General features: G+C 67.0%; 12 protein-coding genes and 1 pseudogene. 8 read left to right on the top strand and 5 right to left on the bottom strand.

Going from position 1 to position 13,303, the window contains the following annotated elements; genetic code table 11:
* The first annotated feature begins 63 nt into the window (after positions 1-63).
* The 4 genes from pstS to pstB all read left to right on the top strand — a co-directional run bounded on the left by pstS (position 64) and on the right by pstB (position 4,051).
* Positions 64-1,209, top strand: a complete 1,146-nt coding sequence (pstS, locus tag J3476_RS00065; RefSeq protein WP_207064599.1) for a phosphate ABC transporter substrate-binding protein PstS — start codon at positions 64-66, stop codon at positions 1,207-1,209.
* Positions 1,210-1,275: 66 nt separating this feature from the next.
* On the top strand, positions 1,276-2,343 hold the full coding sequence (gene pstC / locus J3476_RS00060; RefSeq protein ID WP_207064598.1) for a phosphate ABC transporter permease subunit PstC: 1,068 nt from the start codon (positions 1,276-1,278) through the stop codon (positions 2,341-2,343).
* On the top strand, positions 2,340-3,254 hold the full coding sequence (pstA, locus tag J3476_RS00055) for a phosphate ABC transporter permease PstA (RefSeq protein WP_207064597.1): 915 nt from the start codon (positions 2,340-2,342) through the stop codon (positions 3,252-3,254). The genes pstC and pstA overlap by 4 nt, the downstream gene beginning before the upstream one ends.
* A 20-nt stretch (positions 3,255-3,274) precedes the next feature.
* Positions 3,275-4,051: a phosphate ABC transporter ATP-binding protein PstB gene (pstB, locus tag J3476_RS00050; RefSeq protein WP_207064596.1), complete on the top strand. Its 777-nt coding sequence runs from the start codon at positions 3,275-3,277 to the stop codon at positions 4,049-4,051.
* Positions 4,052-4,190: 139 nt separating this feature from the next.
* Here pstB and phoU read toward each other — a convergent pair whose 3' ends face one another.
* The 5 genes from phoU to J3476_RS00025 form a co-directional block, all read right to left on the bottom strand.
* The gene (gene phoU / locus J3476_RS00045; protein ID WP_152518715.1) at positions 4,191-4,859 is read right to left on the bottom strand and encodes a phosphate signaling complex protein PhoU; all 669 of its coding nucleotides are present in this window, start codon (positions 4,857-4,859) and stop codon (positions 4,191-4,193) included.
* Positions 4,860-4,973: 114 nt separating this feature from the next.
* Positions 4,974-6,971 carry an LCP family protein gene (locus J3476_RS00040; RefSeq protein WP_207064595.1) on the bottom strand — a complete coding sequence of 666 codons (1,998 nt, stop codon included), beginning with the start codon at positions 6,969-6,971 and terminating at the stop codon, positions 4,974-4,976.
* Positions 6,972-7,201: 230 nt separating this feature from the next.
* On the bottom strand, positions 7,202-8,335 hold the full coding sequence (gene dusB / locus J3476_RS00035) for a tRNA dihydrouridine synthase DusB (protein ID WP_207064677.1): 1,134 nt from the start codon (positions 8,333-8,335) through the stop codon (positions 7,202-7,204).
* 47 nt (positions 8,336-8,382) lie between these two features.
* The gene (locus tag J3476_RS00030) at positions 8,383-9,393 is read right to left on the bottom strand and encodes an acyl-ACP desaturase (protein WP_207064594.1); all 1,011 of its coding nucleotides are present in this window, start codon (positions 9,391-9,393) and stop codon (positions 8,383-8,385) included.
* 106 nt (positions 9,394-9,499) lie between these two features.
* Positions 9,500-10,081 (bottom strand): TetR/AcrR family transcriptional regulator, encoded by a 582-nt coding sequence (locus J3476_RS00025; protein ID WP_207064593.1) that lies wholly within the window; start codon positions 10,079-10,081, stop codon positions 9,500-9,502.
* 90 nt (positions 10,082-10,171) lie between these two features.
* Between J3476_RS00025 and J3476_RS00020 the strand changes: the two genes are divergently transcribed.
* The 4 genes and pseudogenes from J3476_RS00020 to J3476_RS00005 all read left to right on the top strand — a co-directional run.
* Positions 10,172-11,188, top strand: coding sequence for an oxygenase MpaB family protein (locus tag J3476_RS00020; protein WP_207064592.1), 1,017 nt, complete (start codon positions 10,172-10,174; stop codon positions 11,186-11,188).
* A gap of 20 nt (positions 11,189-11,208) precedes the next feature.
* The gene (locus J3476_RS00015; RefSeq protein WP_207064591.1) at positions 11,209-11,874 is read left to right on the top strand and encodes a L,D-transpeptidase; all 666 of its coding nucleotides are present in this window, start codon (positions 11,209-11,211) and stop codon (positions 11,872-11,874) included.
* A 119-nt stretch (positions 11,875-11,993) separates the two neighbouring features.
* Entirely contained in the window at positions 11,994-12,896 is a 903-nt protein-coding gene (locus J3476_RS00010) for a serine/threonine-protein kinase (RefSeq protein WP_207064590.1), read from the top strand.
* Positions 12,897-13,062: 166 nt separating this feature from the next.
* Positions 13,063-13,303 (top strand): annotated as a pseudogene (locus J3476_RS00005) (hypothetical protein); the annotation flags it as partial.

Genomic DNA, 13,303 nt, shown 5'->3' with positions numbered 1-13,303 from the left:
CGAACCGTCCACCACGGGCGCATACGTTGCCCGTGAGTTTGGAGCCAACCGAAAGTGGGATAAGTGAAGCTCAACAGCATCGGCAAGACGTTCGGCACGACGGTCTCGGCGGCTGCGATCGCCGCGCTGGCCCTCGCGGGGTGCGGTAGCGACAACAACACCGGCACATCCGGGAACACCGGCGGCGATACCGGGACCGCGGCTGCGGGTTCGGCCGAGGAGTGCGGCGGCAAGGACACCCTGACCGCTGAAGGCTCGTCGGCCCAGCAGAACGCCATGGCGGTGTTCGCCCAGACCTGGGGCCAGGTCTGCCAGGGCAAGAACATCTCGTACAACCCGACCGGTTCGGGTGCCGGTCGCGAGCAGTTCGTCGCCGGCAACGTCGACATCGGTGGCTCGGACTCCCCGATCAAGGACGAGCAGGCCCAGCAGGCCACGCAGCGTTGCAACGGCAACGAGGTCTGGAACCTGCCGCTGGTCTTCGGGCCCGTCGCGATGGCCTACAACGTCGAAGGCGTCGAGGGCCTGGTGCTCAACGCCGACGTGATCGCCCAGATCTTCCAGGGCGGGATCACCAACTGGAACGACCCGGCCATCGCCGCACTGAACGAGGGCAAGACGCTGCCCGACCAGGGCATCACGCCGATCTACCGCTCGGATTCGTCGGGCACCACCGACAACTTCCAGCTCTACCTCGAGGCGGCGGCACCGGAAGCCTGGACCAAGGGATCGGGCAGCGAGTTCCAGGGCGGCGCCGGTGAGGGCGCGCAGAAGTCGTCCGGCGTCGTGCAGGCCGTGCAGGCCACCCCGGGCTCCATCGGGTACGTCGAGAAGGGCTTCGCCGACCAGGCCGGTCTGCCCGCAGCCCAGATCGACAACGGCAGCGGCGCGGTCGAGCTGAACAACGAGTCGGCCGGCAAGGCCATCGATGCGGCAACCTTCGCCGGTGAGGGCAACAACCTGGTGCTCGACCTGCAGGCGTTGTACGGCACCACCGAAGAGGGTGCGTACCCGCTGGTGCTGGCCACCTACTCGCTGGTCTGCTCCAACGGTTATCCCGCCGAGACCGCCGAGGCGGTCAAGTCGTTCCTGACGGTCGCTTCGCACCAGGGTCAGGCCGGTCTGCCCGAGGCCGGTTACGTGCCGCTGCCGGAGCGGTTCACCGAGCGCCTGCAGGAAGCGATCGACGGCATCGGCTCGTCTGCATAGTTCTGTAGCGCGGAAGCCGAGCAACGGCGAGGATGGTGTTGACACAATGACCCACAAGGTTGATGAATGACCGACAAGGTTTCTGATGGAACGACATCCGTGACAACACCGAATCCGATGGAGGCGGGGTCCGGGGCGGCGATGGCTGAGCCGTTCGGCGAACCGGACCCCATTTCCACCAACCCCAGTGGCCACGCCAAGGTCCGCCCCGGCGACCGGATCTTCCGCGGATTGGCGGAGGGATCCGGCATCCTCATCGTGGCGCTCATCGCCGCGATCGGGTTCTTCCTGGTGTGGCGCGCGGTCCCGGCACTGGCCCGCAACGAGGAGAACTTCTTCCTCTACGGCGGTAACTGGGTCACCACGGACACGTCGGCGATGCAGTTCGGCATCCTCGACCTGCTCCAGGTCACCGTGTTCGTCTCGGTGTTCGCCTTGGTCCTCGCGATGCCGGTGGCCCTGGGCATCGCGATCTACCTCACCAATTACGCACCCAACCGGGTCAAGGGTCCGCTGGCCTACATGGTGGACCTGCTGGCGGCGGTGCCCTCGATCATCTACGGCGTCTGGGGTCTGTATGTGCTCGCCCCGGTGCTCAAGCCGGTTGCGGTGTGGCTCAACGAGAATCTCGGCGGTTGGTTCTTCCTGTTCGCCACCGGCAACGCCTCGGTGGCCGGTGGCGGCACCATCTTCACCGCCGGCATCGTGCTGGCGGTGATGATCCTGCCGATCATCACCGCCGTGACGCGGGAAGTGTTCGTGCAGACCCCGCGCGGTCAGATCGAGGCAGCGCTGGCGCTCGGCGCGACGCGCTGGGAGGTGGTGCGGACTACCGTGCTGCCGTTCGGCATGTCGGGATACATCAGCGGCGCGATGCTCGGTCTCGGCCGCGCGCTCGGCGAGACCATCGCGCTGCTGATCATCCTGCGCGGCACCCAGGAGGCGTTCGGCTGGTCGCTGTTCGATGCCGGCTACACCTTCGCCAGCCTGATCGCCTCTGCCGCATCGGAATTCAACGACCAGTACAAGGCGGGCGCCTACATCGCAGCCGGTCTGGTGCTGTTCATCCTGACGTTCGTGGTGAACTCGCTGGCCCGCGCCGCGGTCGCCGGAAAGGACAGGTCCGCGTCATGACGTCGACACTGGATCAGCCCGTCAAGGCGCCCACATTCCAGGGTGTCAGCGCCCGGCGGAAGTTCTCCAACAATCTGGCCACCGTGCTGGTGACGACGTCGGTCGTGGTCGCCCTCGTCCCGTTGGCCTGGGTGCTGTATACGGTGGTGGCCAAGGGCATCGGCATCGTGTTGTCGAGCACCTGGTGGCTGAACTCGCAGTCGGGTATGACGGCGTTCGCCCCCGGCGGCGGTGCCTATCACGCCATCGTCGGTTCGCTGCTGCAGGCCGCAGTGTGTGCGGTCATCTCGATCCCGATCGGCGTGTTCGTCGGTATCTTCCTCGTCGAGTACGGCGGCGGTACCCGACTGGGCAAGGTGACGACCTTCATGGTCGACATCCTCACCGGTGTGCCCTCGATCGTCGCGGCACTGTTCATCTACGCGTTGTGGGTGGCCACCCTGGGCTTCGAGCGCTCCGGCTTCGCGGTGTCACTGGCGTTGGTGCTGCTGATGATTCCGGTGATCGTCCGCTCCACCGAGGAGATGCTGCGGATCGTGCCGATGGATCTGCGCGAGGCCAGCTACGCACTGGGCGTGCCGAAGTGGAAGACGATTTCGGCGATCGTGATCCCCACCGCGTTGTCGGGCATCGTCACCGGCATCCTGCTGTCGCTGGCGCGGGTCATGGGTGAGACGGCGCCGCTGCTGATCCTGGTGGGCTACTCAACGTCCATCAACTTCGACATGTTCGGCGGCTTCCAGGGCTCGCTACCCGGCATGATGTTCGACCAGGTGTCGGCCGGCGCGGGTGCCAACCCGGTGCCCACGGACCGCCTGTGGGGCGCTGCCCTCACCCTGGTCCTGCTGATCGCGCTGCTGAACGTCGGCGCCCGGTTCATCGCCAAATTCTTTGCCCCCAAGAAGGTCTAGAGAAAGCGAAGTCTGACACCATGGCAAAACGTCTGGACCTCAAGGACGTCAACATCTACTACGGCGCGTTCCACGCCGTGGCCGACGTGTCGATGTCGGTACCGCCGCGCAGTGTGACCGCGTTCATCGGTCCGTCGGGCTGCGGCAAGTCGACGGTGCTGCGCACCCTCAACCGCATGCACGAGGTCATCCCCGGGGCGTATGTCACCGGTTCGGTGCTGCTCGACGGTGACGACATCTACGGCGCCGGTGTCGACCCGGTCGGTGTGCGCAAGACCATCGGCATGGTGTTTCAGCGGCCGAACCCGTTCCCCACCATGTCGATTCGCGACAACGTCGTGGCGGGCCTGAAGTTGCAGGGGGTTCGGAACAAGAAGACCCTCGACGAGACGGCCGAGCGGTCACTCAAGGGCGCCAACCTCTGGAACGAGGTCAAGGACCGTCTGGACAAGCCCGGCGGCGGTCTGTCCGGCGGTCAGCAGCAGCGCCTGTGCATCGCCCGTGCCATCGCGGTGCAGCCCGACGTGCTGCTCATGGACGAGCCGTGCTCCGCGCTGGACCCGATCTCGACCCTGGCGATCGAAGACCTGATCTCGGAACTCAAGCAGGACTTCACGATCGTCATCGTCACGCACAACATGCAGCAGGCTGCTCGGGTCAGCGATCAGACGGCGTTTTTCAACCTCGAGGCCACCGGCAAGCCGGGCAAGCTCATCGAGATCGACGACACCGAGAAGATCTTCTCCAATCCGTCGCAGAAGGCCACCGAGGACTACATCTCGGGCCGCTTCGGCTGAGCCGAAGAGTAGATGTAGCGGCTGAGCCGAAGAGTAGATGTAGCGGCTGAGCCGAAGAGTAGATGTAGCGGCGGAGCCGAACAGAGCAACGACAAACCCCCGGGGTGCTCCCCGGGGGTTTGTGTTTTCCAGGCTGGTTTCAGCGGGCTGCCGGAAGTTGCTCCTCGTCGGGGTTGTGGCCGGTGACCTGGAAGATCACCCGGCGGGCCACCTCGACGGCGTGGTCGGCGAAGCGCTCGTAGAACCGGCCCAGCAGAGTCACGTCCACCGCCGCGGCGACGCCGTGCTTCCAGTCGCGGTCCATCAGCACGGTGAAGAGGTGTCGATGCAGGTCGTCCATCGCGTCGTCGTCCTCGCGGATCCGGGCTGCTTTCTCCGGGTCCTTGGTCAACAGCACCTCCTGGGCGCTGTGGCCCAGGTCCACCGCAACACGCCCCATTTCGGCGAAATAGCCGTTGACCTCTTCAGGCAACGCGGGCTGAGGGTGACGCCGCCGCGCGATCTTGGCAACGTGCAGCGCAAGCGCACCCATCCGGTCGACATCGGCGACGATCTGGATCGAGCTGACCACCGCGCGGAGATCGCCGGCGACCGGAGCCTGAAGCGCCAGGAGCACGAAGGCGTCCTCCTCGGCGCGTGCGCTCAGCGTCGCGATCTGGTCGTGGTCGGTGATGACCTGTTCGGCCAGGGGCAGATCGGCCTGCAGGAGGGCCTGCGTGGCGCGCTCCATGGCAACCCCTGCAAGTCCGCACATCTCGGCCAGCCTGTTGGTCAGGGCATCCAACTGCTCATGGTAGGCGGTACGCATGACCCAAGCCTACGGGCTGATCGTGCTGGTCGTCACGATTAGGTCGGTGAACGAAAGGTGAATGCCACCTGCCCAGATGTCGCTACGAGTTAGTCGCGAATACCCCGGTGGGTTCTACTCGCAGCTGGTGTCGGCGGCGTTGGTGACCGTCAGATCCTCGGGCAGCGAGACGGGGGTGTCGTCGTCGCCGTGGATGATCCGCAGCTGGACGGAGGAGCCGCTCGGCGCGGGTGCGTCTACCGCGTTGAAGTCACTGCCCAACACCACCTGCACGACGTCTCCCATGCCGGTCACGCGTTCGATGGTGGGTTCAGCAAACGACGAGGCCACTGTCGCAGCAGCTTTCTCGTTGCCGGGGGAGTAGAACACCGTGGTCCGCGTCAGCGGGCCCGGGTAGTCGTCGGGTGTGGTGATGTTGAAGCCGTGGCTCTGGAGCTCGTCGGCGGCGCTGTTGGCCAGACCGCTCTCGGAGGTGGAGTTCGACACCTGCACGGTGACGGCGGACGGGTCGGTGGTGATGGCGTCGACCGTCTCGCCGTGCTCGGTGGCGGGGTCGCCGTTGGTCGAGTTCGCCAGGTAGTCGGGGCCTTCGACGGGGGTGTTGTCCGCGTTGCGTTCTTCGGGGAGAGGGTCGTCGTTGATGATCGCCGAGAACAGCGCCCGCATGTCGTCGGTACGGGGAACTTCGTTGCCCCACTCGTCGGCATAGCCGACCGTGGGGACCGTCACGAACGTGATACGGCCCGCGGAGACGCCCTGGATCGACTGGCCGAGTTCGACGAGGTCCTTGGTGTCCATGTTGTCGACGTAGCTGTCGTGGATGAACATGTTCACCACGTTGTTGAGTTTCGACAACGAAAAGAAGGTGTCGCTGGAGATCAGCGAACGCAGCAGCGAGGACAGGAACAGCTGCTGGCGTTTGATGCGGCCGTAGTCGCCGTTGACCTCGGTGGTCACGTGCCGCGCCCGGACATAGTTGAGGGCAGTGTGGCCGTCGACGACCTGGCGGCCCGGGTTGGCCAGCACGGTTCCCAGAATGCCGTCCTCGAGCGGCTGGGTGGTGCACACCTCGATGCCGCCCAGCGCGTCCACCATCTTGGAGAAGCCGGCGAAGTCGACAGCCATGAAGCGGTTCACGTGCAGGCCGGAGAGTTTCTGGATCACCTTCACCAAGCATTTCGGACCGCCGACGGCGAACGCCGAATTGAGCTTGTACTCGGTGTAGACCTCGTCCTTGCCGTACATGGGCGACTCTTCGTCCATGATCGGGCCGTACTCCCGGGTCTGCGGGTCCCACGGCTCGCACAGCATCGGTTCGATCTCGAGGTCGCGGGGGAACGACACGGCGACCACCCGCTCGCGGTTGGCCGGGATGTTCACCAGCATGACGGTGTCCGACCGGGCGCCGGCGGCGTCGTCGATGGTTCCCGCACCCATGTCGGCGTTCTCCCCGAGTCGGGTGTCGGTGCCGACGATCAGGAAGTTCTCGTCGCCGAACTGGGCATTGGGGTCGACGATGTCGCGGGATTCGGGGTCCAGCGCCGAAACGCGGTTGAGCAAATTGTTCTTGGACGACTGCCATTGCCAGGCCCCGCCGGTGAGGGCCAGCGCGAGTACGGCGATCAGTGCCGCGGCGGCCCGCCCCACCAACGCGGCGCGCGGGTGACGCCGCCGTGCAGGCGCGGCGGTGGACGGGGCGGACGGTGCGGTCGGGTCCCGCAGTTCCGTGAGGTCGGGCAGGTCGACATACGGTGCCGCCGCGACCGGCAGCACCATGGTGTCGAGCTCGTCCTGCAGCGGGTACGGCTCGGGCTCGGGTTCTGGCTCGGGCTCGGGTTCTGGATCGGGCTCGGCGGCTGCGCGGTGACGTGTGCGGGGCTGTAACGGGGGATTGGTGGACGCTGTCTCTCCGGTGATCTTGGCGATCAGCTCGGCGACGGTCAGTGGGGCGGACTTCTCCGGGCTCGCGGACGGATCGTTTCGGCGGTTCGGCGGCGTGTCGTCTGGCGTCGACGACCCGCGTGCGGTAGTCCAGTGACCGTCGGGCGTGGTGCCTGCCCGGTCGTCTCCGGAGGGCGGACGGCCGGGAGTGGCGTGATCACCGTCACTCATGTTCCTACCGGCCTTCCAGCTCCCGTGGGCGTCTGACTGCAAGAGTGCGCGCCGTTGCGCACCGGACACGCGTGGTGCCGCTTGCCTGCCTACTGTCGTTAAGCACTGGTCACAGCCCCGCCGCCGAGACGAGGCACATCAAAGGTCCATCGTACTGAGACATGCTGAGAGAGGGCCAGCCGAAGCCCGGCGTCAGAAGTGTCTCGATAGCGTCTCGGAGCTGCGACGGGTCAGCCCCCCGAGTGCATCACCTCGGCGCCGGCAGGCACGGCGCAGTCGTCGGGATCGTCGAGCCAGCCCTCGGGCAACGACACCGACGCCGGCGACCCCTGGCGGCCGCGCGGCCCGTTCGCCGCGTCGGGGAACGGCACCTCCGGATCGAGTTGGTCGAGCAGCGCGTCCAGCTCGGAGATGGTCTTGACCAGGGCCAGGGATCGCCGCAGGTCCGCCCCTGCGGGGAACCCGTGCATGTACCACGCGACGTGCTTGCGCATGTCCCGCATGCCTTTGTCCTCTCCGAAATGCGCAGCGAGCAACTCGCCGTGTCTGCGAATGATCTGCGCAACCTCGCCGAGGTTCGGCGGGGCGGCGGGCGCAGTCCCGGTGAACGCGGCGGACAACTCGGCGAACAGCCACGGCCGCCCCAGGCAGCCACGGCCGATCACCACGCCGTCGCAACCTGTCGCGGCCATCATGGCCAGCGCGTCACGAGCGTCGAAGATATCACCGTTACCCAGCACCGGAACATTCGTGACGTGGGCCTTCAACGCGGCGATCTGGTCCCAGTCGGCGGAACCGGAATAGCGCTGAGCCGCGGTGCGGGCGTGCAGCGCCACCGCGGCGGCGCCCTCTTCGGCCGCGATGCGGCCGGCATCCAGATGCGTGTGGTGGTCGTCGTCGATGCCGATGCGGAACTTCACGGTCACCGGAATGTCGGTGCCCTCGGTGGCGCGTACCGCGGCGCGGACGATCTCGCCGAACAGACGCCGCTTGTAGGGCAGCGCGGCGCCCCCGCCGCGCCGGGTCACCTTGGGCACCGGGCAGCCGAAGTTCATGTCGATGTGATCGGCCAGGCCTTCGTCGGCGATCATCTTCGCCGCGGCGTAGGTGTTGGCCGGGTCGACGCTGTAGAGCTGGAGCGACCGCGGTGACTCGTCAGGGGCGAACGTTGTCATGTGCATGGTGACCGGGTGCCGCTCGACGAGCGCGCGTGCGGTGACCATCTCGCAGACGTACAAGCCGCTGACGGTGCCGGCGCGGCTCAACTCGAGTTCGCGGCACAGGGTGCGGAAGGCGACGTTCGTCACGCCGGCCATCGGGGCCAGCACGACAGGAGACCGCAGCGCGATCGGCCCGATCTCCAAGGGGGATCGGGCCGACAGCGGTGCGTGGGTGGGCGGGGCCGCCGACGTCACTGTCCCGAGGAGGAGCCGACCAGTTGCTCCTTGGCGGCCTTCTTCTCGGCCATCTGAGCGAGCCGCTCCTCGCGACGCTGCTTGGCGATCTCGAACTTGTCGACCGCTTCCTGCAGTTCCTCGACCAGCGCCCCGAGGTCGTCACGCATCCGGGCGCTCTCGCCGTTGAAGTCCTCACGCTCGAAGATGCGCCACTTCTTGAGCACCGGCATCACGATGTCGTCGAGGTGGATGCGCGGGTCGTACACCCCGCCCGAGGCGATCGTCACCGCGCGGCGGCGGAAATCCGGGATGGTGTAGCCGGGCATCTTGAAGTTGCGCAGCACCTTGTGCAGCGACTTCATCGCCTGGTTCGGCGCGATCTCGAAGCCCGCTTCGGAGACATCGCGGTAGAAGATCATGTGCAGGTTCTCGTCGGCCGAGACGCGCTGCAGCAGCTGATCGGCGATGGGGTCCTCGCACGCCTTACCGGTGTTGCGGTGCGACACGCGGGTGGCGAGCTCCTGGAACGTGACATAGATCACCGAGTCGAACAGGCTCTCGGCGAACAACTCGAGTCCGCCCTGCTGGTTCTGGCCCGGGCTGAAACCGCGGGTCATCTGCTCGACGCGCAGCATCTCCAGCTCGACGGGGTCGACGTTGCGGGTGACGACCAGGTAGTCACGCAGCGCGATGCCGTGCCGGTTCTCCTCGGCGGTCCATCGGTTGACCCAGAAACCCCACGGCCCGTCCATGCTGAAGTTCATCGCGATCTCGCGGTGATAGGACGGCAGGTTGTCCTCGGTGAGCAGGTTCGTCAGCATCGCGACCCGGGCCACCTCGGAGAGCTTCGACTGCTCGATGTCCCAATCCTGGCCACCGAGAGCGTAGTAGTTCTTGCCGTCCGACCAGGGGATGAAGTCGTGCGGATTCCAGTCCTTCTTCATCCGCATGTGGCGGTCGACCAGGGGCTCGACGACGGGCTCGAGTTCGCGCAAAAGCTGTAGGTCGGTCAGGTCTTTCGACACGACACCTCCCAGTTATCTGTACCTGATGGTTGCAGTCAATATATCTGTGTACGGCGGTGACATTCAAGTCGCCACGCGGTGGCGCGCACCCAGGTCGGGCGGGGTTTCAGCGGCCGGCTGCGCTGAGCAACAGCTCAACGCAGTGGTCGATGAACTGCTCGCGGGTCGCGGGCAACCTGCCGTCGAGGTACGCCGTGAACAATGCAGTGAGTGCCCCGATCAGCCCGGTCGCAACCATGACCTGCGCGGTGGGGTCGGTGATCCGGGTCAGCTTGCGCTGCAGCAGGTCGATGAAGTTGGGCATCCACCGCGCGCCGGAGCGCGCGAGGACCGGCTCGGCTTCGGGTGCCAGCAGCAACACGCGGCCGCGCACCGGGTCGTCCACCATGAGGGCGACGAAGCGTTCGACCGCGCTACGCGGGCTGTCGGACTCCATCAGCGTCGACATGGCTGTCGCGCACACCTCGTCGTAGGCCGCGGCGACGAATTCGTCGCGATCGGTGAAGCTCTCGTAGAAGTAGCGTTCGGTCAGTCCGGCGGCGCGGCACACCGCGCGAACGGTCAGGCCGGGGCCGTCGGGGCTGCCCAGCAGGGTGATGCCGGCGGAGAGCAGTTCGTCGCGGCGAAGAGCGGGGCGCTCCCGCAGCGGGACGCCCGACCACCTGCCGCGTCGTTGACCGGACGGCACCGCTCTCCTAAGCTCCTCGATGACAACGTATGTAGTCAAAATTTCGTGAGGCGTACGCGTCTCTCCGACCTCTCGAGGGAAGTTCGACCAGTGACTCAAGATACGTCCGCGGCAGGCCCCGAGACCACGGGATCGGCCCATGACCCCGAGCCCCTGGCGACCGGCTGCCCGGTCAGCGGCGGCTACGACGCTCCGCCGCAGCCGTTGGGTCCGGACTCGCTGACGTGGCGGTACTTCGGCCAGTGGACCGGCATGCTGCAAGGGCCGTGGGCGGGGTCGATGCAGAACATGCATCCCCAGCTGGGCGCCGCGGTCCAGCAGCACTCCATCTTCTTCCTGGAGCGGATGCCGCGCCTGTTCCGGTCCGTGTATCCCATCGGCGGCGTCGTCTTCGACGGTCACCGGGCGCCCACCACGGGCGCGCAGGTCCGCGATTACCACATCGGCATCAAGGGCGTCGACGATCAGGGCCGGCGCTACAGCGCGCTAAACCCCGAGGTCTTCTACTGGGCGCACGCGACCTTCTTCAAATCCACGCTGCTGGCGGCGGAATGGCTGGGCGGTGGCCTCACCGAGGAACAGAAGCGCCAACTGTTCGACGAGCACGTGCAGTGGTACCGGATGTACGGCATGAGCATGAGGCCCGTGCCCAAGTCCTGGGAAGACTTCCAGCAGTACTGGGACCACATGTGCCACAACGTGTTGGAGAACAACTGGGCGGCCCGGGCCGTGCTCGACCTGTCGACGATGCCCAAGCATCCGTCGCTGGAATGGATGCCGGACTGGATGTGGCGGCTCAATGTCGCCGCGATGCAACAGTTCTTCAACTTCACCACCGTCGGCCTGTTCGACCCCGCAGTGCGCGAACTGATGGGCTACACCTGGTCGCCGCGGCAGGAGCAACTGCACCGCGCGTTCGGTACCGCGATCTACCGCCTGACCCGGGTGCTGCCCAAGCGCATGCTCATGCACCCGCGTAAACGCTCGGCCTGGGACCGCGCGCACGGCCGACTCCCGGTGGATGCGCCGTTGGTGGAGACGCCGGCCCGGAACCTGCCGCCCGTCGAGTACCGCGACGACCCACACTTCTACAGCCCTGAGGTCTGACCCCCCGCTACAGTGTGCCGATGCGTTGGGCGCGGGGGGCGGGATTCGGTTCTGCGATGGCGGTTCTCGTCGCCGCGACAGCACTGGCCGGTGGCGCAGGCGCAGAGCCGCGCGCGCCACGTCAGCTGATCGTGGTCAGCGCTCCGGCCGCCGACTCGCCGGTTGCCACATTGACGGCTTATGAGCGCGACGGTGCGCACTGGCGAGAGGTGCTGGGGCCCGTCCGTGCCGACCTGGGTGAGCTCGGTGTCGGTGCCCCGCAAGACGATGTGTTCCGCACCCCGGTGGGTACGTTCCCACTCGGACAGGCCTTCGGTCGCGAACCCAACCCGGGCACGCGGATGCCGTATTTCCAGGCCACCGACGAGGACTGGTGGGACGAGGACGTCGACTCGCCGACCTACAACACCCACGTGCACGCTGCCGAGATCGACTCCGACGACGCCGAGAACCTGTACGACTCCGGCGGCATCTATGACTACGCCGTGCTCATCGACCACAACCCGGAGCGCATTCCGGGTAGGTCGGCGGGCATATTCCTGCACGTGTCCGACGGTGAACCGACCTGGGGGTGCGTGGCCATCGGGCGCGAGGACATGCGCTCGGTGCTGGAATGGCTCGACCCCGCCGCCCAACCCGAGATCACCATCGGGGTGGGCTTGACCGGCCCTCCGCCGACGGCCTGAACTTCCTGCGTCGGTGCTGCGCCGGCTGCGCCGTGTACTCGCAGTTTCCCGCACTGACTGCAGTCTCGACGCGGTGTGGTGAGGTTTGTCGAGCGCGGGGTTTGGCTAGCTTGGAAAGCATGCACGCGCAGCAGGAGGTCCTCGGCGGACGCTACGAGCTGCGCGGCGTGCTCGGCCGCGGCGGCATGGCCGAGGTCCGGGACGCATGGGACCGCCAGCTCGGCCGCCCGGTCGCGGTCAAACTGCTCCACCCGGGCGTGAGCACCCAGCCCGACACCCGGCGCCGGTTCGCCACCGAAGCGCGGGCCGCCGCGGTGGTGAACCATCCGCACGTGGTCGCAGTGCACGACACCGGAGTCCACCAGGGCCGCCACTACATCGTGCTGGAGCGCCTGCCCGGCCAGAGCCTGGCCGACGTCCTGGCGCAGTCCGGGCCGCTCCCTGCCGACCACGTCCGCGCCATCCTGCGCGACGTCCTCTCGGCGTTGCAGGCGGCGCACGCCAGCGGCGTGCTGCACCGCGACATCAAGCCGGCCAACATCCTGTTCACCCCGTTCGGGGCTGTGAAGATCGCCGACTTCGGCGTGGCCAAGAGCGCCGACACCCCGCAGACGCTGACGAACCGGGTGTTCGGAACCATGGCCTATCTGCCTGCCGACCGCATCGCCGGGCGGCCCGCCACCGCCAGTGACGACCTCTACGCCCTCGGTGTGGTCGGCTACGAGGCGCTCACCGCCCGGCGTGCCTATCCGCAGGAGAACCTCGCCGCGTTGGCCGACGCCATCAACGCCGGACGGCTGCCGCCGCTCAGTGCCCTGCGACCGGACATCGACCCGGCTCTGGTGAGCACCATCGAACGTGCGATGGCGCGGGATCCGCGCTGGCGTTTCGCCACCGCGCAGCAGATGCGCGCCAGCCTCGATCCGCCCGTCGCGCGGGTCCAGCGCACCGGTGTGGTGTTGGCGGCCGCAGCAGCCGTCCTGGCCGTTCTCATAGTTGTCGCGCTGCTTCTGGCGCTCTGACCAACGGCGTGCGTGACCTGGGGAAATGACGTGAACGACGCACTGTGCCACCCTGGGATGGAGCGATGCTAACCGGCCAATTCCGGTCCGGTAACGATCCGCGCGTCGTATTCAGAAATGCCTCGCGGTGCTGTACATTGCGGGTTTTTTCCGTATCTTGCTAGACGTGGGTCGTCACTCGATAGTCAAAAAGCGACGCAACCCGGCGGTGTATGTGGCCTCGGTGTGCGCGCCGGCCGCCGTCCTCTTGGTCGGCAAGGGAGATCCGGGACCCGTCGCCGAGATCGCCGCCCAGCCGGTTGCAGAGGCCACCCCGCCGGCCGCCGACACCCACCCCCCGGCCGCCGACCCCAACGCTGCGGCCGGGGGGTGGGTGTCGGCGGCCGGCGGGGTGGCCTCTGCAACCG

It is taken from the genome of Mycobacterium sp. PO1 (assembly GCF_017312405.1).
Lineage (GTDB): Bacteria > Actinomycetota > Actinomycetes > Mycobacteriales > Mycobacteriaceae > Mycobacterium.
Note: the sequence above shows the minus strand (reverse complement) of the source record. Positions and strands in the feature narration are given on the sequence as shown.

Bases quoted from the DNA above. Each gene is read 5' to 3' on its own strand.
- pstC (WP_207064598.1), top strand. From the start codon at position 1,276: ATGACCGACAAGGTTTCTGATGGAACGACATCCGTGACAACACCGAAT.
- pstA (WP_207064597.1), top strand. From the start codon at position 2,340: ATGACGTCGACACTGGATCAGCCCGTCAAGGCGCCCACATTCCAGGGT.
- pstB (WP_207064596.1), top strand. From the start codon at position 3,275: ATGGCAAAACGTCTGGACCTCAAGGACGTCAACATCTACTACGGCGCG.
- phoU (WP_152518715.1), bottom strand. From the start codon at position 4,859: ATGCGTACCGCCTACCATGAGCAGTTGGATGCCCTGACCAACAGGCTG.
- J3476_RS00040 (WP_207064595.1), bottom strand. From the start codon at position 6,971: ATGAGTGACGGTGATCACGCCACTCCCGGCCGTCCGCCCTCCGGAGAC.
- J3476_RS00015 (WP_207064591.1), top strand. From the start codon at position 11,209: ATGCGTTGGGCGCGGGGGGCGGGATTCGGTTCTGCGATGGCGGTTCTC.
- J3476_RS00010 (WP_207064590.1), top strand. From the start codon at position 11,994: ATGCACGCGCAGCAGGAGGTCCTCGGCGGACGCTACGAGCTGCGCGGC.